Below are 20,215 nucleotides of genomic sequence, written 5' to 3'. Positions count from 1 at the left end.
TTCAGGCAGCTTGCTTGTTGAACTGGTCGGCTTCGGTCGATTCGCCGAGCGCGGTGGTCGAGCTCGATCCGCCCGCGACAGTCTGGGCGATCTGGTCGAAATAGCCGGTGCCCACCTCGCGCTGGTGGCGGGTCGCGGTGTAGCCGTTCGTCTCGGCGGCGAATTCGGCCTGTTGCAGCTCGGAATAGGCGGCCATGCCGCGGTCCCTATACCCACGGGCAAGCTCGAACATGCCGTAGTTGAGCTGGTGGAAGCCCGCCAAGGTCACGAACTGGAACTTGTAGCCCATCGCGCCGATCTCGCGCTGGAAGCGGGCGATATCGTCCTTGTCGAGATTCTTCTCCCAGTTGAAGCTGGGCGAGCAATTGTACGCCAGCATCTTGTCCGGATGCTCGCGCCGGATCGCCTCGGCGAAGCGGCGGGCATCGGCCAGATTGGGCTTGCTGGTTTCCCACCACAAAAGATCGGCGTGCGGTGCGAATGCCAGGCCGCGCTTGATGCAGTGATCGACGCCGGTGCCTTCGCGCAGACGGAAGAAGCCCTCGGCGGTACGTTCGCCGGTGAGAAACTCCTGGTCGCGCTCGTCGACGTCCGACGTGATGAGCTTCGCCGATTCCGCATCGGTGCGTGCGCAGATCACGGTGGGAACGCCGCAGACGTCCGCCGCCAGGCGCGCGCTGTCGAGGTTGCGGATATGCGCCTGGGTCGGGATCAGGACCTTGCCGCCGAGGTGCCCGCACTTCTTTTCCGATGCGAGCTGGTCTTCATAATGCACCCCGGCGGCGCCTGCGGCGATATAGGCCTTCATGATCTCGAAGCAGTTGAGCGGCCCGCCGAAGCCGGCCTCGGCATCGGCGACGATCGGCGCAAACCAGTCGCGCGTGGCGCCGCCCTCCATATGCTCGATCTGGTCGGCGCGCTGGAGCGCGTTGTTGATCCGCTTGCAGAGCTCGGGGCCGGCATTGGCCGGATAGAGCGACTGATCGGGATACATGGCGCCCGCCGTGTTGGCGTCGGCGGCGACCTGCCAGCCGGAGAGATAGATCGCCTTCAGCCCGGCGCGGACCTGCTGCATCGCCTGGTTGCCCGACATAGCGCCGAGGGCGTGGACATAATCCTCGTTCCTGAGCAACTCCCAGAGCTTGAGCGCGCCGCGGCGGGCCAGCGTATGCTCGATCGGGAACGACCCGCGCAGCTTCGCCACATCGTCGGCACTGTACGGCCGAGCGATACCGTCGAAGCGGCCGGCGGGGGCGGGGACCAGATCCTCGAAACGCTGGGACATTGTGCTTTCCTTGACAAGATACCGATTGCTTGTGTGTATCGATTGTCGAATTTGACCCGGTGGTATAGGCAAATCGGGCCGGTTTCTGGGTGTTGGTGTCGAAGGCAATCGTTGACGAGTTGTCTTGTTGTAAATTATTTACAGAGATCAGGCCGGGGTAATAGGAACATATGGAGAACTTTCCTGCATTGCCAGCGCGGCATAGTTTCTCCCCGAGCTTGTCTCGGAGAGGGGGACCAGCCGCAGGCTGGTGGAGGGGCGTTGCGGAGGCCGCGGGATCGACCCCTCCACCACCGCCTTTGGCGGCGGTTCCCCTCCCCGAGACAAGCTCGGGGAGGAGTTGAGGCGTGGCCGAACGCAAGCTTTTCGCAGGACATGCGGTGCGCCGGTTGCGGCGGCAGATGGGGCTGACCCAGGCGGCGATGGCCGAGGCGCTGGATGTCTCGCCCAGCTATCTCAACCTGGTCGAACGCAACCAGCGGCCGCTCTCGGCATCGCTGATGCTGCGGCTCGCCGAGACATACGACTTCGATCCGCGCACACTTTCGGCGAGCGAGCCAGGCGGCGGGGCGGAGGCGATGCGGCGGCGGCTGGCCGATCCGGTCTTCGCCGATCTCGAGATCGACCGGCACCAGCTCGAGGAATGGCTGGCCGGTGCGCCAGGCGGGGCGGAAGCGTTCGCGCGCGCCTATGACCGGATGGGCGCCGCCCCCGGTCCGGAAGGCCAGGCGGCCGATCCGGGTAGCCAGGTGCGCCGCGAGATCGAGCGCTGGCGCAACCATTTTGGCGATCTCGACGCGGCGGCCGAAGCGCTGGCCGACGAACTGCGGATGGCGGGCGACCTGTATGGCGCGATGGCCGAGCGGTTGCGGGTCAAGCACCAGCTGTCCGTGCGGATCCTGCCCGCCGAGGTGATGCCCGACCGGGTGACGCGGCTCGACCTGCATGCGCGGCAAGTGCAGCTTTCCGAGATGCTGCCGTCATCGGCGCGCAGCTTCGCGCTGGCCGAGCAGCTGGCGGTGGAGGCTCGGACCGAGATCGACGGGCTGGTGCGCGGCGCGGCGCTGGACCGGGTCAGCGAACGGCTCTTCCGCCGGCACCTGATGCGCTATTTCGCTGCGGCGGTGACGATGCCCTATGCCCGCTTCCTGCGCGCATGCGAGGCGAGCGGATATGATGTCGAGCTGCTCCAGCGGCGCTTCGGCGCGAGCTTCGCCCAGGTCGCGCACCGGCTGACGACCTTGCAGAAGATCGGCGCGCGCGGGCTGCCCTTCTTCCTGGTGCGGACCGATCGGGCGGGGCAGGTCTCGATCCGCTATGCCGGCGCGAGCGGATCGCCGCTGGCGGAGAGCGTGGCGCTCTGCCCTTTATGGAACGCGTTCGACGCGTTTGCGCGGGCGGACGAGAGCGTGACCCAGCTTGTCGAACTGGAGGACGGATCGCGCTGGTTCACGCTGGCGCGGTGCACCCATCCGCATGCCGGGACGGTGGCGGGCGTGCGGCCGCGCTTTGCGATCGCGCTCGGCCTGCCCGCGCGCGACGCGGGGAGTCTCGCAGCGGCACGCGGCGTCGACCTGGAAGCGAGCGCCGTGCCGATCGGGCTGGGTTGCCGCGCCTGCACGCGGATGGACTGCCCCCAGCGGTCGGCGCCGCCGGCGGGACGCGGGCTGGTGGTCAGCGACCGTGAGCGCGGGGTGACGGCGTTCGGGTTTGCGGGGGACTAGGGCCTCGCCCTTGGAATGCCTTCAAGGGCGCGGGCAAATGTCCGCTTTGCGCCCAATGGCGCCTTCAGCGGCCGATTACCTGATCCTGGAAGATGCCCTTCGATCATGGATCGGCGGCCGGCCTCCCTGCGAAGCGAACGCCCTTTCTTTCGAGCGTTGCTTCTCAGGGGACCGACGATCCCGAACACTCGCTGCATTACGCCGAAAGCGAAAGGGCTCGTTCCGCCTTGCCGCGACGGCGTACAACCGCACCGATCATGCCGAATCCCGCGATCATCATCGCCCAGCTCGTCGCTTCGGGAACGGCAACCGCGTCGAATCGGCCGAGTAGCCCGTGTTCCTCGTCTCCGATACCGGCAGCGAAGAACAAGGCTTGCGAACTGCCGGCATTGCCGTCGTTGCCCGGTGTGATCTGCCACAGATACGGGATTGTTACCGCGCTTCCATCGGGGTTGAGCAGGCTTCCGAGAAAAGCGCCCGTACCCAGATCGAAGGCGTTGATCTGGCCATGATCCTCGTTGAAATTGCCGACCAGCAGGCTGCCGGCAAAATCGCCGAAGCTGCTTGGTGCGAGCGTCATTCCCCAGGGCGACGCAAGCGGCCCGCCGTCCGTGACACGACGTACGAACGTGCCGTCGAGCATGAACTCGCTCACAAAGCCGGTACCGAGCGCAGACTCGTCGGCGTCAGGCCCGCCTGGCGCATAGCTTACGAAGAGCCGGTCGCCGATATTGGCGATGTTGAAGGGAACGAGGTTGTCCGGATTGGACCCGGGATCGACGAACCCGCCGGGAATGTTCACGGGCGAGAACGAATCGTCGAACACGTCGATCCGGCCCATCGAATCGTTGGCGGCGTACAGGAAATTGGCTGTGCCGATCGTGCCCGACGCCAGGCCGGTATAGACGGCGCCCGGCGTGGTTGCGACCGTCTGGGCCGACGTGCCGAAGCCCGAGTTCCAGGCCGAGATGGTGCCGTTCAGATTGGCGAAGAAGAATCGCCCCGATTGGCCATTACTGAGCAGGAAGCCGGACCCGCCATACCCCACCTGCCCAGTCGGCCCCTGCGGTCCCGATACAGTGACTGGCGTCGAGACTACCAGTGGCACGATCGAACCGTCACCGCGGTACAGGGTGGAAACGTTGGTCCCCTGGTCGGAAACCCAGAACGGGCTCGTGCCGACGAACGACATGCCCCATGGATTGATGAGGTTCGGGTCGACAAATGCCGCGGCCGTAAAGCCAAGGTCCGCGAGCGCTTCCTGATTGTCGGTCACTAGATTGGTTTGAGACACGTACTGGGCAGACGACGGGCATGCCCAGAACATGAACGTGCTCGCGGCCATGGCAAAACGGATGGCGCGAATTCGAGCTGATCCTTGCGAAACCATCTTGTCCTCCTTTGCGCAAACTGCGCTCCCTAATCGGGTCGGCACCGCGAGGCGTATTGCCTTCGAACTGGGCACGGGGAGATGAGGCGCTTGGCGGTGCCATTCCTTAGTGGGGGCCGAGGCTCGCCCGGTTCATTCTCCACGCACTTTTTTGGCCTACGGGCGCCGGCGCCGATCCTGTTAACCTTTCGGCAACATTCCCCGACCGACTATTCCCCGACCATGGGGGACAAGACGTGCGCTACCGCAATCTCATTCGGGACGAGACCGCAGCCACAGCCATCGAATATGGACTGATTGCCGCGCTGATCAGCATCGCCTGCATCATGGCGTTCCAGGCGCTCGGGTTGAACCTGGCCAACATCTTCGAGACCGCGACCAACGCGATGAAGGTTTGAGGTCCGTACGGACGACGCACCGCCCGCCGCCGACCAAATCGGCGGACCGTTAGCCCGCGCAACCGCTCATCGCAGAGCCGGGGCGTGTTCCCGCAGCAAGCTGCCGCAAATGCGATCGTTGCGGAACCGCATCCGCCGATATCCGTTCGCACCCGCACAACTATGGGATCAAGTTGCATGGCATCGTCCGCGTCGTCCGTTTCCAGCCTGCACCGAAGACGAATCGACATTTCCGACGACGACGAACTTTGCTTCTGGATGCGGGAATTGGGGGTCGGTCCCGGGGAGCTGTACGAGGCCATCCAGGCCGTCGGCACATCGGCCCGCTTCGTCCGGGCCTATCTGAACGATGCCGCCGGCGTCCGCCGCTGGCCCTCGCATGCCCGGCACGGCTTCGCCGAGCATTCCGAGCGGCAGGCGGGTTAAGCGCCAGGATCAGGCGTTCGCGGCGCGGGCGCATTCCTCCATCCACTTGAGCCATTGCGCCCGCAGTAGCGCCGGCCGGCCCGGAATCGCGTCCTCCAGGAACATCGCCTGCTGGATCCGGTCGAGCCGGAAGGTTCGGAAATCCTGGCGCAGTTCGCACCAGGCAACGAGCAGGCGGGTCGCGTCCTGGTAGCCGATCAGCAGCGGCCAGACGGTGCGCTGGGTCATGCGACCGGTCTCATCGCTATAGGTGAGCGCGAGCTTCTTCGCGGCGCGGATGCAGGCACGCAGCTCGGCGACGTCGACACCGTCCGATGGTGCGTTCCACACGGGTATCGAGCGCGCCGCGGAATCGATGAGGAAGGGGCGCATCTCCTCGGGCAGCACACTCACCACCTTTGCCAGCACGTCGCGCGCGGCGCGGGCGAGCGCGGGATCGGCATGGCCCGCGACCCAATGCGCACCGAGCGACACTGCGTCGATCTCGTCCGCGGTCAGCATCAGCGGCGGCAGATCGAACCCGCCTTCGAGGACATAGCCGATCCCGGCCTCGCCCCGGATCGGCACGCGCTGGCCGATCAGCGCGGCGATGTCGCGATAGACCGAACGCTTCGAGGTCTCGAGCTCCTCGGCGATAGCGTCCGCGGTTACCGGCCTGCCGGTGCGGCGGAGGATCTGGACGATCTGGAAGAGACGGTCGGCCTTGCGCATTCCGGAACCCTACTGCCACGCTGCTGACACCATGCTGGCAGCAGTGTGGCAGTAGGTCCAGCGGGCAACCTCCTGGGAGACCGACGATGCTGAAGACCTATTATGGCAGCTGCCACTGCGGCGAAGTGACGTTCGAGGCGGAGATCGACCTGGCGCAGGGATCGGGCAAATGCGATTGCTCGATCTGCGTGAAGCGCCGCGCCTGGGGCATATTGATCAAGCCCGAGGCATTCCGTCTGCTGCGCGGCGCCGACAAGCTCAGCGACTATCAGTTCGGCACCAAGAGCGGGCACCACCGCTTCTGCTCGAACTGTGGCTGCGCGCCATTCGGCGACGGCCATGTCGAGGCGATCGGTGGCGCCTATGTCTCGATCGCGCTCAACTGCCTCGACGAAGTGAGCCCCGAGGAAATGGCCGCCGTGCCGGTGCGCCATGCCGATGGGCGTAACAACAATTGGTGGAACGCGCCGAAGGTGACTGCGTATCTCTGAGGCGCGGGGATCGAAAGGAGGACGACCGATGGAAGCCATGCAACTGCATCGCGGACGGCTGATCGATCATATTCAGCTCGTCGTGCGCGACCTGCCCGCCAGCCGGAAATTCTACGAGGCCGTGTTCGGCGTGCTCGGCGTGCCGATCGGCGGCGAGGCCGGGGATTATTTCTGGGTGGACGAGCTGTTCGTCTCCACCGCCGACAGCAAGGCCGCGCTGGGCAAGCTGACCGGGCGGCACCATCTCGCCTTCCAGGCGAAGGACCGTGCGGCCGTCGATGCCTTTCACAGGGCGGGGCTGGCGCATGGCGGCGGTGACAATGGCGCGCCGGGTGAGCGGCCCTATCATCCCGGCTATTACGCCGCGTTCCTGCTCGATCCCGACGGCAACAATATCGAGGCGGTGTTCCACGGCCCGGCGGAGCGATCGGCCGACAGCGTGACGATCGACTTCGAGATGTGATCCGGGCGGGCACGCTCAAACGAAACGGAGCCGGCAATGCCGGCTCCGCCCCGTTTCGATATTCGCGATAAAGGATCAGGCCGCGTAGGCAACCTTGGAGGGACGGCGGCGGCGGACCGCCATGCCGGCCATGCCGAAGCCGCCGATCATCATGCCCCAAGCCGCCGGCTCGGGAACCGCTGCGATCGCATAGACGCGGTCGATGGCGAAGTCGGCTGCCGTCACGCCCAGCCCGCGGAACTCGAAGGTAAGCGAAGCCGGGCCGCTCGCCATCGCGACGAACGAGGTGTTGAAGTTGAACCAGGTCTGAGCCGGCGTGCCTGCGCCGCTGCCTGCGGTCAGCGTGCTGCCCACGGACAGGCCGTTGATCAGGAACGCAAGCGTCGCGTCATTGGGATTCGCGATGCCGTTCGCCGGCGCATAATAATCGAAACCGATATTGTAGGTGGTGCCCGCGACCAGGTTGATCGTCTGCGTCAGCGAGTCGGGATTGGCGGTATCCGATGAGAAATAGGCGACATTGGCGCCCGTCGGATCCGGACTCAGCGTCATGACGGCGTTCGGGCCGATCGGCTCGCCGAACGCGCCGCCCGGATAACCGCTCGGGCTGCCATAGGGTATCACGACTGGAGCGGTGCCACCGCCCACATTGCCGAGAAGCCAGCCGCCGAAGCCGCTTTCGAAACTGCCATTGGTAACAAGGTTTTGGGCCGAAGCAGGCGCCGCTACGGTGAGCGCAGCTACAACGGCGAACGCGATCTTCTTGGACATGTCTGATCCCCTCATGCGCGCAATACTGCGCTGATCCATCGCGACCATTGTTATGTCTCGTAGTTTACTCAAAATTAGCCAAAAGTAGAACCGGATTCGACACAGTGTAGCTTGCCCCTGTTTCGCGGGGAGATTATGCTGCATTCACGGATAGATATGCAATAATGATGAGATTGGAGGGCTTCGCAGCGCGCGCCCGGAGTCCCGATCTGAGTGACTCCGCCGGAGCATCGAAGGCGGCAACCGGCGCGCCGAGTCGCGGGGAAAATGGGACTTGTCCGGCACTTGGACAAAACTGTTGTCCCGATCATGGTTTTCGAGGCCAGCTGGTCTCGCGCAGCCTGCTTTATGCAAGCTTTACGGGGCGACGGTGCATTCGCTCTCGAAGCTTAATGGCGGGCTGCCCCATATCGCCGCCATGCCAAATCGCCGCCGCATCCATCAGGGCATGTCGCCGAACCGCCTCCAGCCCCTCGAAACCCCGGCCCAGCGCCGCTGGCGCGCCGTGACCGACTGGCTGGGCGCGCAGAAGCCGCTCAACCTGATCCTGGGCGCGGTGACGCTGATCGCGGTGTTCGCTGCGCTCGCGCAACTGCACAAATAACGTCGAGGCCGTGCGGATCAGCGCGGCTTCCCGCCCCCCTTATCCCGGAAGCGCCTCAGCGACAGGGATCCCTGAATCCGCTGGTGGGATCGAGGCGTCGGCGCGGCCGAGGGCGCCGCGCCAGCGCCTCCGTCCGCCGCTGCTCGAGCCGCCTGAGCCGCTTCAGGCGCCTTGCGAGCATGAACACCAGGACCAGATTGGTCAGCGCGAGGCCCATCAGGGCCAGCGTCAGCAGCATGAAAGCGCTCATCTTTAGTGACCATGGCTCGCGGGATCAGCGGCTGAGGATCGAAGTGAGCGGCGCAGTGGCGAGCTCGATCCGGGCCGCGGGGAAGGCATGACGCTCGCAATGTGCGAAGTGCAACGCCGCCGCGCGATTGATGAACAGGCCCTCGATCAGGCCGTGATTTTCCTGGACGACCCAACGGCCATCACGATCACGTCCGACGAGAAGGACATGATCAGCCGGACTGTCGGCGCATGCCGAGCAGGGTTGCATCTGGCTACTCCATTGCCGGCGCATCTCCCGCCGGCCCGGGAGCGGCGCGACCGCGCCGCCGACAGCGATATGGGGCGACGCCGCATTAAGCTTCCACGGGGAGCTTGGGCGCGGCCATAAGCAAGGCGTAAAGCAGGGCGGGGCGCGAGGCGCTCAGGCGCCCGCAGCGGTCAGCCGGTCGAGTTGCTCCGCGCTCAGACGAACGTCCCAGCAGCCGACCAGCTCGCCAATCTGCTCGACGCTGGTGGCGCTGGCGATCGGCGCGGTGACGCCCGGCTGCGCTGCGAGCCAGGCAAGCGCGATCTGGGCGTGCGTGGCGCCGCTTTCCGCCGCGACCTGGTCCATCGCCTCGAGCACGGCCTTGCCCTTGCCTTCGAGGAACGCCGCCATCCGGCCGCCGCGAACGCTCTTCCCGTAATCGGCCTGACTGCGATACTTGCCGGTAAGGAAGCCCGAGGCGAGGCCGTAATAGGGGATGACCCCGACATTGTGGGTGATGCAGATATCCTCGAGCTCGCCCTCGAACTTATGGCGGCTGACCAGATTATATTCGGGCTGGAGCACGCGATAGTGCGGCAGGCTGTTCTTCATCGCGATGTCGAGCGCGGACTTGAGGCGCGCGGCGTGGAAGTTGGACGCGCCGAGCGCGCGGACCTTGCCCGCCTTGATCAACAGGTCGAACGCGGCGAGTACATCCTCCTGCGGCACGTCCTCATCGTCCTGGTGCGCGAAGTAGAGGTCGATCGTATCCACGCCGAGCCGGGCGAGCGACGCCTCGGCGGCGGCCGCGATGCGCGCGGGGGCGAGCTTGGCGCCGCCTTCGCCGTCGAGCATGCCGACCTTGGTGGCGATCAGCACCTTGTCGTGCTTGCCCGATTGCCGGAGCCATTCGCCGATGATCGTCTCCGATTCACCGCCCTTGTTGCCGTCGACCCAGGACGAATAGACGTCGGCGGTGTCGATCATCACGCCGCCGGCATCGGCGAAGGCGTCGAGGATGCGGAAGCTCTGGGCCTTGTCGACCGTCCAGCCGAAGACATTGCCGCCGAGCACGAGCGGGGGCGTTTTGAGCCCACTGGCACCGAGTTCGCGAGATTCGGTCATTGCGGAGCCTCCGTGGCGTTGGCCGTGGTCGTGTTGATGTCGATCGCCTTGGCGGCGTCGTCGAGCTGGCGCGCTTCGGCGGGCGTGACGCCGTCGGGGCCGGCGGCGTCATTGTCCGACTGGCCGCAGGCGGCGAGCGCGAGCGGGAGAAGCAGGAGGAAGGTTCGCACGGACAAACGGTCAGTCGACGATTTCGTTGCTGCCGGCGTCGCTCTCATTGCCGGTGGCGGTATAGGCGTTCTCTGCATCAGCGAAGGCGGCGTCCTGCGCGGCGTTCACATCGGCCACGGCCTCGCCCATCGTGTTACTGTCGCCGGTCATCGCCTCATTGGCTTCGGCGGCTTCGTTCTTGGCCTTCTGGCCGCAGGCGGCGAGGCTGGTGAGAGCGAGGGCGGCGACGGGAAGGAGCAGGGCCTTGCGCATGAGATTCCTTTCGGGGACTGGCTTGGCAATGGGCTAGCCGAGCGTGCCGGGCAGGCGCAAGCGATGGGTGGCCGAGCTGGCCGCCGTTTTCGTCACCCCGGACTTAGTCCGGGATCCACCGCGCGTCACGGCAGTCAGCAAGAGGCTCCAATCCAGCGCTCGCGGCACCGTGGACCCCGGACCAATCCGAGGTGACAATGAACGCGCGTTGACCTGATATAAAGATATCTTTATATCTATATGCGAACCATGAAACTTGCCCTTGCCATCTTCCGAGCTCTCGCGGATTCGACGCGGCTGCGCATCCTCGCGCTGCTCCGCTCGATGGAGCTGTCGGTGGGCGAGCTGGCGCAGGTGTTGGGGCAGAGCCAGCCGCGGGTGAGCCGGCACGTCAAGATCCTGTGCGACGCCGGGCTGGCCGAGCGGCGCAAGGAAGGCAGCTGGGTGTTCGTCGCGCTGGGCAAGCCCGCCATTGTCGATCCGGTGCTCACCGCGCTGGATGGCTGGGACGAGGCCGACCCCTGGGCCGTGGCGGACGAGGCTCGGCTTGCCGCGGTGCGTGCCGATCGGGCGAGCGCGGCGGCGGAATGGTTCGAGGCGAATGCGGGCCAGTGGGACGCGATCCGCTCGCTTCACATCGCCGAGAGCGAAGTCGAGGCGGCGATGGCGGCTGCGCTGGGCGATGCGCCGCTCGACTGTCTGATCGATATCGGCACAGGGACCGGGCGGATGCTCGAACTGTTCGCGCCCCAGGCCGGATATGCGCTGGGGATCGACCGCTCGTCGGAGATGCTGCGGCTCGCGCGGGTCAAGCTCGCCGAGCGCGGGCTGGCCAATGCCGAGCTCAGGCAGGCCGATCTTTATGCGCTGCCGCTGCAGGATGGCGGGGCGGACGCGGCTATATTGCACCATGTGCTCCATTTCGCGCAGCAGCCGGGCGCCGCGATCGGCGAGGCGGCGCGCGTTCTCTCGGCCGGGGGACGGCTGCTGATCGTCGATTTCGCGCCGCACGAGCGCGAGGAATTGCGCACCCGCGACGCACATGCGCGGCTGGGTTTTTCGGACGAGCAGATGCTCGGCTGGTTCGAGAATGCGGGCCTCGCCCCGGTGAAGATCGAGACGCTCGGCGGTGGCGAACTGACGGTTAAATTGTGGCTCGGTCGCAAGACCGGCGAAGTTACGGAGAAGGTGAAGGCGGCATGAGTATCGTGGATCCCCTGGCGCCGCCCTTGTTCGCCGATGTGGCGGGCGATGTGGATGTGAGCTTCGAGTTCTTCCCGCCCAAGACCGAGAAGATGGAAGAGACGCTCTGGGAGTCGATCCAGACGCTCTCGCCGCTGGGGCCGCGCTTCGTGAGCGTGACCTATGGCGCGGGCGGGACGACGCGCGAGCGCACCCACAACACGGTGGCGCGGATCGCGCGCGAGACCGGCATTCCGGCGGCGGCGCACCTCACCTGCGTCGAGGCGACCAAGGAGGAGATCGATCAGGTCGCCGAGGAATATTGGGCGGCGGGCGTGCGGCATATCGTCGCGCTGCGCGGCGATCCGCCGCGCGTCGGCGAGAAATTCCGCTCGCATCCCGGCGGCTACGAGAATGCCGCGGCGCTGGTGGCGGGGCTGCAGAAGCTCCACCCGTTCGAAATCTCGGTCGCGGCCTATCCCGAATGCCATCCGGATTCGCCCGACGCGACCGCCGATCTCGACAATCTCAAGCGCAAGATCGATGCGGGCGCGACCCGGGCGATCACGCAATTCTTCTTCACGCCCGAGGCATTCTTCCGCTTCCGCGACGATGCGGCGGCGGCGGGGATCAGCGCGGAGCTGGTGCCGGGGATCATGCCGGTGATGAACTATGCCAGCGTGGTGCGGATGTCGGGGATGTGCGGCACCGAGGTTCCCGCCTGGATGGGGCGACTGTTCGAGGGGCTCGACGAGCATCCCGCGGCGCGCCAGCTGGTCGCGGCGACCCTGGCGGCCGAGCTATGCCGCAAGCTCTATGCGGGCGGCGTGCGGCAGTTCCACTTCTACACGCTCAACCGGGCCGAGCTGAGCTACGCGATCTGCCATCTGCTGGGGCTGCGGCCGACGGTGCCGGCGGAGCTGGTGGCGGCTTGATAGGACAATGACGATGACACCACGCGAGAAACTGCTGGCCGAAGCCGCGAAGCGCATCCTGATGACCGACGGCGCCTTCGGCACCGAGATCCAGAACTGGAAGCTGGTCGAGGCGGACTATGCCGGCGATCTGGGGCTGAGCCACGACCAGAAGGGCAATAACGACATCCTCGCGATCACCAAGCCCGAGGTGCCGGAGACGATCACGCGCGAATATCTGGACGCGGGCTCGGACATCGTCTCGACCAACACCTTCTCCGCGAACGTGATCAGCCAGGCCGATTATGGCGCCGAGCATCTGGTGAAGCAGATCAACGTGGCCAGTGCGCAGATCGCGCGGCGGCTGGCCGACGAATATGCGGCGAAGGACGGCCGCCCGCGCTTCGTTGCCGGCGCGATCGGGCCGACCAACAAGACGCTGTCGCTGAGCCCCGACGTCAACGATCCCGGCTATCGCGAGATCGACTTCGATTATCTGAAGCAGGTGTATCGCGAGCAGATCGACGCGCTGGTGGAAGGGGGCGTCGACTTCATCCTGATCGAGACGGTGTTCGACACGCTCAATGCCAAGGCTGGGGTCATGGCGGCGATCGAGGCGGGCAACGATCTCGGCCGGGACCTGCCGATCATGCTGTCGATGACGCTGACCGATCTTTCGGGGCGCAACCTGTCGGGTCACACGGTCGAGGCGTTCTGGCACGCGGTGCGGCATGCCAAGCCGATCACGATCGGGCTCAACTGCTCGTTCGGCGCCGAGCAGCTCCGCCCGCATGTGAAGACGCTGAGCGCGCTCGCCGATACGCTGATCATGGTCTATCCGAACGCGGGCCTGCCCAACGAGCTGGGCGCCTATGACGAGATGCCCGCGACCACGGCGGGGCTGGTCAAGGAATGGGCCGATGCAGGGCAGGTCAACATCCTTGGCGGCTGCTGCGGATCGACACCGGCGCATATCGCGGCGATCGCCAAGGCGGTGACCGGGCTGGCGCCGCGCGCGATCGTGACGCCGGAGGTGCGGACGCGGTTGGCCGGGCTCGAGCCGTTCACGATGGCGGCGTAACTTCACGTCACCCCGGCGAAAGCCGGGGCCCAGAGCCAAGAGCAGTGTCGCCTGTGACCCTGGATCCCGGCTTTCGCCGGGATGACGAACTTAGGACTGATATGAACACCACCACCTCTTCGACCAATTTCGTCAATATCGGCGAGCGCACCAACGTCACCGGTTCGGCGGCGTTCAAGAAGCTGATCATGGCGGGCGATTATACGCGTGCCGTCGAGGTGGCGCGCCAGCAGGTCGAGAACGGCGCGCAGGTGGTCGACGTCAACATGGACGAGGGCCTGCTCGACGCGCACCACGCGATGACGACCTTCCTCAAGCTGATCGCCGCCGAGCCGGACATCGCGCGGGTGCCGGTGATGATCGACAGTTCGAAATGGAGCGTGATCGAGGCGGGGCTCAAGTGCGTCTCGGGCAAGCCGATCGTCAATTCGATCAGCATGAAGGAAGGCGAGGAGCAGTTCCTCCATCATGCGCGGCTGTGCATGGCCTATGGCGCTGCCGTGGTCGTGATGGCGTTCGACGAGGTCGGCCAGGCCGATACCAAGGACCGCAAGATCGAGATCTGCGAGCGCGCCTACAAGCTGCTCGTCGGGATCGGCTTTCCACCCGAGGACATCATCTTCGATCCGAACGTGTTCGCCGTGGCGACGGGGATCGAGGAGCACAACAACTACGCCGTCGACTTCATCGAGGCGGTGCGCGAGATCAAGGCGCGCTGCCCGCACGTCCATATCTCGGGCGGGCTGTCGAACCTGAGCTTCTCGTTCCGCGGCAACGAGGTCGTCCGCAAGGCGATGCACTCGGTGTTCCTCTATCATGCGATCCCCGCGGGCATGGACATGGCGATCGTCAACGCCGGCCAGCTCGACATCTACGACCAGATCGAGCCCGAGCTGCGCACCGCCTGCGAGGATGTGATCCTCAACAGGGATCCCGAGGCGGGCGACCGGCTGGTCGCGCTGGCGGAGAAGTTCCGCGGCACCGATGCCGTGGCCGAGAAGCAGGCGGCCGAGTGGCGCGGTTGGCCGGTCGCCAAGCGGCTCGAGCATGCTTTGGTCAAGGGCATCGACATGTATGTCGTCGAGGATACCGAGGAATGCCGCCTCGCCTTTCCGCGCCCGATCGAGGTGATCGAGGGCCCGCTGATGGACGGGATGAACGTGGTCGGCGACCTGTTTGGTTCGGGCAAGATGTTCCTGCCGCAGGTGGTGAAGTCCGCGCGCGTGATGAAGAAGGCCGTCGCGCATCTGCTCCCCTATATCGAGGCCGCCAAGGAAGAGGGCGCCAAGGGCAAGGGCAAGATCATCATGGCGACCGTGAAGGGCGACGTGCATGACATCGGCAAGAACATCGTCGGCGTGGTCCTGCAGTGCAACGGCTTCGACGTGGTCGATCTGGGCGTGATGGTACCCTGGACCAAGATCCTGGAGGCCGCCAACGAGAACGACGCCGACATGATCGGTCTTTCGGGGCTGATCACGCCGAGCCTCGACGAGATGGTGACGGTCGCCGAGGAGATGCAGCGTTCGGGCATGACGATGCCTTTGCTGATCGGCGGCGCGACGACGAGCCGCGTGCATACCGCGCTGCGCATCGAGCCGGCATATAAGGGCCCGGTGGTGCATGTGCTCGACGCGAGCCGCGCGGTGGGCGTGGCGACGACGCTCGTCTCGGAGACGATCCGCGACGATTATGTCGCCAAGATCGCCGAGGAGTATGAGGCGGTGCGCGTCGCGCGCGCCGGGCGTGGGCAGAGCGAGCTGGTGCCGATCGGCAAGGCACGCGACAATGGCTTCGACGCGGACATGAGCCTGAAGCCGGGCAAGCCGCGCATGCCGGGCGTGCACGAGTTCCTCGACTGGGATCTCGCGGATCTGCGTTCCTATATCGACTGGACGCCGTTCTTCCGCGCCTGGGAGCTGGCGGGCAATTATCCCGCGATCCTGACCGATGCAGTGGTGGGCGAGAGCGCAAGCTCGCTGTTTGCCGACGCGCAGGCGATGCTCGACAAGCTGATCGCGGAGAAATGGCTGACCGCGCGCGGCGTCGCCGGGCTGTGGCCGTGCGCGCGCGACGGCGACGACATCATCGTCCATGTCGAGGACGAAACCCATGTCACGCTGCCGATGCTGCGCCAGCAGATCGCCAAGCGCGAGGGCCGGGCGAACATGTGCCTGGCCGATTTCATCGACCAAGACGGCGACTGGATCGGCGGCTTCGCGGTGGGCATCCACGGGATCGAGCCGCACCTCGCCAAGTTCAAGGCGGCGATCGACGATTATTCGGACATCTTGCTGAAGGCGCTGGCGGACCGGCTGGCCGAGGCGTTCGCCGAACGGTTGCATCAATATGTCCGCACGGCCTTGTGGGGCTATGCCGAAGGCGAGCAGCTGACCAACGAGGCGCTGATCAAGGAACAGTATCGCGGCATCCGCCCGGCGCCGGGCTATCCGGCCTGCCCCGAGCACAGCCTCAAGCCGATCCTGTTCAAGATGCTCGACGCGCACAAGCGCACCGGCATCTCGCTGACCGAGAGCTTCGCGATGCTGCCGACCGCGGCGGTCTCGGGCTTCTATTTCGGCCACCCCCAGGCCGAATATTTCGGCGTGGCGCGGATCGGGCAGGACCAGCTCGAGGATTATGCCCAGCGGCGCGGCATCAGCCTGGAGCTCGCGCAGCGCTATCTGCGGCCGAATCTGGACTAGGCGTTCAGCCAGCGCAGCGCGGCGACGTCCGAATCATCGGGCCTGGTGTTAAAGGCGATGGCGGTCGTCGGAGCCTGCTCATGAACCACGTTGATGATCCGCTCGAACTTGGCGGCCATCTGCGGGAGCGTGCGTAGTCCGGCGCCGATGACGATCACGTCGTGACGGGCGTGGCGCAGCGCATCGGAGACCTGTTCCTCGGCATTTTCGCGCGTCAGCAGGATTTCCACAGCATGGCCGACGCTGCGTAGACGGTCGCGCGCACCCTCAAGGCCCGCGAGGATCGATTCGGGTGTCACCCCCGTGGGCGCACCGGGGGCAGCGAAATCGATCATCGCCGGATCCTCGCCGATGATGAGCACGGATTTCGGCATCGTTTCTTCCTTCGCCTTGAAGGAGCGGAAGCGCGCGAGGTGCAGGCGAGTTCCGCTCAGAGCGCCTTGCGGACCTGCAGGAACAGATAGCGGCTGTGCGTCAGCGCGCGCCGCTCGCGGTAGAGCAGGGCTGCGGCGTTGCGCGGGCCGGTATAGACGTTGCGCAGATTGAGCGCGCCATAATCGGTGACGTTGCCGAGATCGACGCGGATCGTGAGGTCCTTGCGCGGTTTCCACTGGCCGTAGATCGATAGCGACGGATCATTGTCGATCGTGCGGACCTCGCGGACGCGGTAGCTGGTATATTTGGTCCGGCAGCTATGCTGGGCGCCCCAGGAGAAGCGGCCGCCCTTCAGATCCTGATCGAAGGAGACGCTGCAGCTGAACGGCTGCTCGGCCGAGAGGCGGCGCTTCTCGCCGGTCAGCGGATCGGTGACGCGCGAACGCCTGAAGGTGGCGCGGCCGCTCAGGATCGCGTTTTTCAGCCCGATGCGGTCGAACGGCAGGGTCAGCCTGGTCTCGAGTTTCTCGAGCCGGCCATTACCGATATTGCCGACCGCATCGAACCCGCCGGCGAGCGGGATCAGGTCGATCACATCGGCGATCGCGCTGTGGCTGGCGGTGAGCTGGAACACACCCTTGCCCCAGAAGCGGTGCTCATAGGCGGCCTCGAAGATCGTCGTCCGCTCGGGAACGAGATCGGCATTGCCCCCTTCGACCGTGCCGAGATTGATTTCGGTCGACGCGATGAAATCACTGAAATCGAGCTGGCCTACGGTCTTCTCGAAGCGCAGCCGGAACTGGTGGCCCCTGGCCGGGGCCCAGGTGAGCTGGAAGCGCGGCTTGGGGTAGACGAACGACTTGGACTGATCGGTGTCGCCCGACTGGCCGATGCGCGAGACTTCGACACGCAGCGTGCCCTCCAGGGTCAGCCTGACATCGGGGCGCCAGGTCGCCTGCCCGAACACCTCGCCGCGCAATTCGTCCACGCGGACCGAATCATTGGGCAGCGCCACCGCCATTGCTTCCTCGGCATAAGCGGTGTGGCTGTCGCGAAAATTATAGACACCTTCGCCGCCGCTCTCGAACGCCCAGCGATCGTTCGGACGGAACTTGACGACGGCGCGCGCGATGCTCTCGCCGGCGGTCGAGCGACCAGTGAAGGTCGAGACAAAGCCGTCGGATTCGGACGAGAGCGAATCGTAACGCTCGCGATAGGCGCGCTGGAGTGCGGTAATCTCGAGCGATGTGCGCGGGCCCAGTGCGCGCGTCCAGTTCAGCCCCAACTCGCCATTCAGATAGCGGTCGTCATCCTCGCTATGCGCATCGAGCCCGGCACCGGAGAGGATCGCGATGTCCTGACGCGTGCGCAGCTGGGTGGTCTCGATCAGCCCGTTGACGCGCAGCTTGCCGCCGCCGGCGGAGCGCTGGACCACGCCGCGCAGGCTGGCGTTGCGATAGCGGTCCCATAAAGCGAGATCGGCGCTCTGCACGAGCGCACCCGAGGCGTCGCGGCGGGTGCGATCGCCCCAGGCGGTGCCGCCCGAGCGATCGGTGGTGGCATAGGCGGCGAGCTCGGTCTGCTTGTCGCCTTCGCGGCGCGAATATTGGAGGCGCAGGGCGGGACCGACATAGCCGTCGTCATAGAGATAGGTTTCGGTCGCGAGTGCGATCTCGGTGGTCGCGCTGGGCCGGAGCACGACATTGGCGACGATCGTCTGGCCCTGCATGTCGATGCCCGGCGCGCCGCCGCGGATCAATTCGATCCGCGCGACGCTTTTGGCCGCGATGCGCTTGAGGATTTCGAACAGATTGTCGCTCTTGGACGAAGGGCGCGCGCCATCGATCAGGACGTTGCCCGAACTGCCCGAAAGCCCGCGCGTGGCGCTGTCGCCGAGATCGAGCGTGAAGCCGGGCAGGCGCTGGATCATTTCATACGCACTGTCCGGGCGCGCGCTGGCGAAGAATCCGGGTGCGAAGACCAGGGTGTTACCCTGTGTCGCAGGGCCCTGCGCGGCGGAAGCATCCTGGGGAAGCGCTTGTTGCGCCAGCGCGGGCGGGGCGAAGGCGCAGAGCGCCCCGCCGATAATACGCAACCCACACACGATGTACTAACCCCCCAGATACCCCCGATGGATCGGTATCGTGCGTTACAGAATCGCGCCATAAGTGGTTGCTTCCAAAATGGAAGTATTAACTCTACGCGCCGTTGGTGTGTATCTGGGGCCGCGCTCTACAGCGCCTGACCGGCCGCCCAGGCGCTGGCCCAGGCCCATTGGAAATTATAACCGCCGAGCCATCCGGTGACGTCCACCGCTTCGCCGATCGCATAGAGGCCGGAGACTTTCCGCGCCTCCATCGTTTGCGACGAGAGATCGGCGGTGCTGATGCCGCCGATCGTGACTTCGGCCTTCGCAAAACCTTCGGTGCCGCTCGGCTTGAAGCGCCAATCGGCGAGGTGGCGTTCGGCTTCGGCCAATGCGGCGTCACGGATATTGGCGAGCTCGGCGGGAAGCGCGAGACGCTCGGCCAGCACATCGGCTAGGCGATCGGGCAGGTCCCGGGCAAGCAGGCGGCGGAGCGTCGCGCGAGGCTCGGCACGTTTGGCGGCGGCAATCCAACCCGCGGGGCGGGCGGGCAGGAAATCGATCCCGATGCATTCCCCATGCCGCCAATAGGACGAGATCTGGAGGATCGCGGGACCCGAAAGGCCACGATGGGTGAACAGCGCGGCCTCGGGGAACGCGGCCTTGCCCGCCCGGGCGACGACCGGCGCGGCGACGCCGGAGAGGTCGCGGAACAGCGCCTCGTCAGGACCGAGCGTCAGTGGCACGAGCGCGGGGCGCGGCTCGACCACCTTGAGGCCGAACTGGCGCGCGAGATCATAGGCGAAGCCGGTCGCGCCCATCTTGGGGATCGACGGCCCGCCGGTGGCGATGACCAGCGCGGGGGCGGTGGCTTCGCCACGGCCGGTGACGAGGCGGAAACGGCCATCGGCGTGATCGACCGAGGTGACGGCGCTGCCCAGCACCAGCTCCACGCCGCCCTTGGCGCATTCGTCGAGCAGCATGTCGAGGATCTGGCGCGCGGAGCCGTCGCAGAAGAGCTGTCCCAGCGTCTTCTCGTGCCAGGCGATGCCGTAGCGCTCGACCAGGGCGAGAAAGTCCTGCGCGGTGTAGCGGCTGAGCGCCGACTTGGCGAAATGCGGATTGGCCGAGAGATAGCGATCGGGCGCGGTGCCGATATTGGTGAAGTTGCAGCGCCCGCCGCCCGAGATCAGGATCTTCTTGCCCGGCGCATCGGCATGCTCGACCAGCAGCACGCGGCGGCCGCGCTGCCCGGCGACCGCGGCGCACATCAATCCGGCCGCGCCCGCGCCGAGCACGATCGCGTCATATTCGGTCATTTCAGTGCAGCTTGGCGATCGACAATCCGTCGGCCTTGGCGCGTTCCTTGACCGATTCCTCGCTGCGGGTGAGTGCCTTGGCGATCGCCTTCAGCGGCATGCCCTTCTTGGCGAGCGTGTGCAGCTTCTGCACCTCGTCCTGGCGCCAGGGCTGGCGGTGGCGTTCGAAACGTTCGGCCATGATCGTCTTGCTCCTCGGGCCGAGCCTTAGGCGCGGTGCGGAGCACAGTCGAGGCGGCACGAAAAAGGGCGCGGCTCCCGGCA

General features: G+C 65.9%; 23 protein-coding genes. 10 read left to right on the top strand and 13 right to left on the bottom strand.

Going from position 1 to position 20,215, the window contains the following annotated elements; translation table 11 throughout:
* Position 1 precedes the first annotated feature (1 nt).
* Positions 2-1,285 carry an isocitrate lyase gene (aceA, locus tag IAG41_RS12320; RefSeq protein ID WP_187728925.1) on the bottom strand — a complete coding sequence of 428 codons (1,284 nt, stop codon included), beginning with the start codon at positions 1,283-1,285 and terminating at the stop codon, positions 2-4.
* Positions 1,286-1,632: 347 nt separating this feature from the next.
* On the opposite strand from aceA, the gene IAG41_RS12315 reads away from it, so the two are divergent.
* Positions 1,633-3,009, top strand: a complete 1,377-nt coding sequence (locus tag IAG41_RS12315; protein ID WP_187728924.1) for a short-chain fatty acyl-CoA regulator family protein — start codon at positions 1,633-1,635, stop codon at positions 3,007-3,009.
* A gap of 196 nt (positions 3,010-3,205) precedes the next feature.
* On the opposite strand, the gene IAG41_RS23215 is transcribed toward IAG41_RS12315, so the two are convergent.
* Positions 3,206-4,354: a TIGR03118 family protein gene (locus IAG41_RS23215; protein WP_187728923.1), complete on the bottom strand. Its 1,149-nt coding sequence runs from the start codon at positions 4,352-4,354 to the stop codon at positions 3,206-3,208.
* A 281-nt stretch (positions 4,355-4,635) separates the two neighbouring features.
* On the opposite strand from IAG41_RS23215, the gene IAG41_RS12305 reads away from it, so the two are divergent.
* On the top strand, positions 4,636-4,797 hold the full coding sequence (locus tag IAG41_RS12305; RefSeq protein WP_187728922.1) for a Flp family type IVb pilin: 162 nt from the start codon (positions 4,636-4,638) through the stop codon (positions 4,795-4,797).
* 177 nt (positions 4,798-4,974) lie between these two features.
* Positions 4,975-5,223 carry a DUF3606 domain-containing protein gene (locus IAG41_RS12300; RefSeq protein ID WP_187728921.1) on the top strand — a complete coding sequence of 83 codons (249 nt, stop codon included), beginning with the start codon at positions 4,975-4,977 and terminating at the stop codon, positions 5,221-5,223.
* Between the two features lie 9 nt (positions 5,224-5,232).
* On the opposite strand, the gene IAG41_RS12295 is transcribed toward IAG41_RS12300, so the two are convergent.
* Complete coding sequence (locus tag IAG41_RS12295; RefSeq protein WP_187728920.1) at positions 5,233-5,934, bottom strand: helix-turn-helix transcriptional regulator; 702 nt, start codon at positions 5,932-5,934, stop codon at positions 5,233-5,235.
* Positions 5,935-6,020: 86 nt separating this feature from the next.
* Here IAG41_RS12295 and IAG41_RS12290 point away from each other — a divergent pair, with 86 nt between their 5' ends.
* Both IAG41_RS12290 and IAG41_RS12285 read left to right on the top strand, forming a co-directional pair.
* Positions 6,021-6,425, top strand: a complete 405-nt coding sequence (locus tag IAG41_RS12290; RefSeq protein WP_187728919.1) for a GFA family protein — start codon at positions 6,021-6,023, stop codon at positions 6,423-6,425.
* Between the two features lie 28 nt (positions 6,426-6,453).
* The gene (locus tag IAG41_RS12285) at positions 6,454-6,888 is read left to right on the top strand and encodes a VOC family protein (RefSeq protein WP_187728918.1); all 435 of its coding nucleotides are present in this window, start codon (positions 6,454-6,456) and stop codon (positions 6,886-6,888) included.
* Between the two features lie 75 nt (positions 6,889-6,963).
* Here IAG41_RS12285 and IAG41_RS23210 read toward each other — a convergent pair whose 3' ends face one another.
* Entirely contained in the window at positions 6,964-7,659 is a 696-nt protein-coding gene (locus tag IAG41_RS23210) for a PEPxxWA-CTERM sorting domain-containing protein (protein ID WP_262408638.1), read from the bottom strand.
* Between the two features lie 370 nt (positions 7,660-8,029).
* On the opposite strand from IAG41_RS23210, the gene IAG41_RS12275 reads away from it, so the two are divergent.
* Positions 8,030-8,263, top strand: a complete 234-nt coding sequence (locus IAG41_RS12275; protein ID WP_187728917.1) for a hypothetical protein — start codon at positions 8,030-8,032, stop codon at positions 8,261-8,263.
* Between the two features lie 55 nt (positions 8,264-8,318).
* Here the strand turns inward: IAG41_RS12275 and IAG41_RS12270 are convergent, their stop codons facing one another.
* From IAG41_RS12270 to IAG41_RS12250, 5 genes are all read right to left on the bottom strand, one after another.
* The gene (locus IAG41_RS12270; protein ID WP_187728916.1) at positions 8,319-8,501 is read right to left on the bottom strand and encodes a hypothetical protein; all 183 of its coding nucleotides are present in this window, start codon (positions 8,499-8,501) and stop codon (positions 8,319-8,321) included.
* Between the two features lie 36 nt (positions 8,502-8,537).
* The gene (locus tag IAG41_RS12265; RefSeq protein WP_187729173.1) at positions 8,538-8,762 is read right to left on the bottom strand and encodes a hypothetical protein; all 225 of its coding nucleotides are present in this window, start codon (positions 8,760-8,762) and stop codon (positions 8,538-8,540) included.
* Between the two features lie 153 nt (positions 8,763-8,915).
* Positions 8,916-9,866, bottom strand: a complete 951-nt coding sequence (locus IAG41_RS12260; protein ID WP_187728915.1) for an aldo/keto reductase — start codon at positions 9,864-9,866, stop codon at positions 8,916-8,918.
* Complete coding sequence (locus tag IAG41_RS12255) at positions 9,863-10,036, bottom strand: hypothetical protein (RefSeq protein WP_187728914.1); 174 nt, start codon at positions 10,034-10,036, stop codon at positions 9,863-9,865. The genes IAG41_RS12260 and IAG41_RS12255 overlap by 4 nt, the downstream gene beginning before the upstream one ends.
* Before the next feature lie 10 nt (positions 10,037-10,046).
* Positions 10,047-10,289 carry a hypothetical protein gene (locus IAG41_RS12250; RefSeq protein ID WP_187728913.1) on the bottom strand — a complete coding sequence of 81 codons (243 nt, stop codon included), beginning with the start codon at positions 10,287-10,289 and terminating at the stop codon, positions 10,047-10,049.
* Positions 10,290-10,538: 249 nt separating this feature from the next.
* Here IAG41_RS12250 and IAG41_RS12245 point away from each other — a divergent pair, with 249 nt between their 5' ends.
* From IAG41_RS12245 to metH, 4 genes are all read left to right on the top strand, one after another.
* The gene (locus IAG41_RS12245; protein ID WP_187728912.1) at positions 10,539-11,492 is read left to right on the top strand and encodes an ArsR/SmtB family transcription factor; all 954 of its coding nucleotides are present in this window, start codon (positions 10,539-10,541) and stop codon (positions 11,490-11,492) included.
* On the top strand, positions 11,489-12,406 hold the full coding sequence (gene metF, locus IAG41_RS12240) for a methylenetetrahydrofolate reductase [NAD(P)H] (RefSeq protein ID WP_187728911.1): 918 nt from the start codon (positions 11,489-11,491) through the stop codon (positions 12,404-12,406). Before IAG41_RS12245 ends, metF begins: the two co-directional genes overlap by 4 nt.
* Positions 12,407-12,419: 13 nt before the next feature.
* A complete protein-coding gene (locus IAG41_RS12235; RefSeq protein ID WP_187729147.1) occupies positions 12,420-13,466 on the top strand; it encodes a homocysteine S-methyltransferase family protein in 1,047 nt (348 codons plus the stop codon).
* A gap of 101 nt (positions 13,467-13,567) precedes the next feature.
* Positions 13,568-16,171, top strand: coding sequence for a methionine synthase (metH, locus tag IAG41_RS12230; RefSeq protein ID WP_187728910.1), 2,604 nt, complete (start codon positions 13,568-13,570; stop codon positions 16,169-16,171).
* Here the strand turns inward: metH and IAG41_RS12225 are convergent.
* From IAG41_RS12225 to IAG41_RS12210, 4 genes are all read right to left on the bottom strand, one after another.
* A complete protein-coding gene (locus IAG41_RS12225) occupies positions 16,168-16,545 on the bottom strand; it encodes a hypothetical protein (protein WP_187728909.1) in 378 nt (125 codons plus the stop codon). The genes metH and IAG41_RS12225 overlap by 4 nt on opposite strands.
* A 56-nt stretch (positions 16,546-16,601) precedes the next feature.
* On the bottom strand, positions 16,602-18,476 hold the full coding sequence (locus IAG41_RS12220) for a TonB-dependent receptor plug domain-containing protein (protein ID WP_187728908.1): 1,875 nt from the start codon (positions 18,474-18,476) through the stop codon (positions 16,602-16,604).
* 302 nt (positions 18,477-18,778) lie between these two features.
* On the bottom strand, positions 18,779-19,951 hold the full coding sequence (locus IAG41_RS12215) for an NAD(P)/FAD-dependent oxidoreductase (protein WP_187728907.1): 1,173 nt from the start codon (positions 19,949-19,951) through the stop codon (positions 18,779-18,781).
* A 1-nt stretch (position 19,952) separates the two neighbouring features.
* Positions 19,953-20,132 carry a hypothetical protein gene (locus IAG41_RS12210; RefSeq protein WP_187728906.1) on the bottom strand — a complete coding sequence of 60 codons (180 nt, stop codon included), beginning with the start codon at positions 20,130-20,132 and terminating at the stop codon, positions 19,953-19,955.
* Positions 20,133-20,215 lie beyond the last annotated feature (83 nt).

The organism is Sphingomonas sp. JC676, assembly GCF_014489075.1.
GTDB lineage: Bacteria > Pseudomonadota > Alphaproteobacteria > Sphingomonadales > Sphingomonadaceae > Sphingomonas.
The sequence above is the reverse complement of the archived record's forward strand: the minus strand, read 5'-3'. Positions and strand labels throughout refer to the sequence as shown.

Coding starts and splice junctions, on each gene's coding strand:
- aceA (WP_187728925.1), bottom strand. CDS start 1,285: ATGTCCCAGCGTTTCGAGGATCTGGTCCCCGCCCCCGCCGGCCGCTTC.
- IAG41_RS23215 (WP_187728923.1), bottom strand. CDS start 4,354: ATGGCCGCGAGCACGTTCATGTTCTGGGCATGCCCGTCGTCTGCCCAG.
- IAG41_RS12300 (WP_187728921.1), top strand. CDS start 4,975: ATGGCATCGTCCGCGTCGTCCGTTTCCAGCCTGCACCGAAGACGAATC.
- IAG41_RS12295 (WP_187728920.1), bottom strand. CDS start 5,934: ATGCGCAAGGCCGACCGTCTCTTCCAGATCGTCCAGATCCTCCGCCGC.
- IAG41_RS12290 (WP_187728919.1), top strand. CDS start 6,021: ATGCTGAAGACCTATTATGGCAGCTGCCACTGCGGCGAAGTGACGTTC.
- IAG41_RS12285 (WP_187728918.1), top strand. CDS start 6,454: ATGGAAGCCATGCAACTGCATCGCGGACGGCTGATCGATCATATTCAG.
- IAG41_RS23210 (WP_262408638.1), bottom strand. CDS start 7,659: ATGTCCAAGAAGATCGCGTTCGCCGTTGTAGCTGCGCTCACCGTAGCG.
- IAG41_RS12270 (WP_187728916.1), bottom strand. CDS start 8,501: ATGCTGCTGACGCTGGCCCTGATGGGCCTCGCGCTGACCAATCTGGTC.
- IAG41_RS12265 (WP_187729173.1), bottom strand. CDS start 8,762: ATGCAACCCTGCTCGGCATGCGCCGACAGTCCGGCTGATCATGTCCTT.
- IAG41_RS12260 (WP_187728915.1), bottom strand. CDS start 9,866: ATGACCGAATCTCGCGAACTCGGTGCCAGTGGGCTCAAAACGCCCCCG.
- IAG41_RS12250 (WP_187728913.1), bottom strand. CDS start 10,289: ATGCGCAAGGCCCTGCTCCTTCCCGTCGCCGCCCTCGCTCTCACCAGC.
- IAG41_RS12245 (WP_187728912.1), top strand. CDS start 10,539: ATGAAACTTGCCCTTGCCATCTTCCGAGCTCTCGCGGATTCGACGCGG.
- metF (WP_187728911.1), top strand. CDS start 11,489: ATGAGTATCGTGGATCCCCTGGCGCCGCCCTTGTTCGCCGATGTGGCG.
- IAG41_RS12235 (WP_187729147.1), top strand. CDS start 12,420: ATGACACCACGCGAGAAACTGCTGGCCGAAGCCGCGAAGCGCATCCTG.
- metH (WP_187728910.1), top strand. CDS start 13,568: ATGAACACCACCACCTCTTCGACCAATTTCGTCAATATCGGCGAGCGC.
- IAG41_RS12225 (WP_187728909.1), bottom strand. CDS start 16,545: ATGCCGAAATCCGTGCTCATCATCGGCGAGGATCCGGCGATGATCGAT.
- IAG41_RS12220 (WP_187728908.1), bottom strand. CDS start 18,476: ATGATCCAGCGCCTGCCCGGCTTCACGCTCGATCTCGGCGACAGCGCC.
- IAG41_RS12215 (WP_187728907.1), bottom strand. CDS start 19,951: ATGACCGAATATGACGCGATCGTGCTCGGCGCGGGCGCGGCCGGATTG.
- IAG41_RS12210 (WP_187728906.1), bottom strand. CDS start 20,132: ATGGCCGAACGTTTCGAACGCCACCGCCAGCCCTGGCGCCAGGACGAG.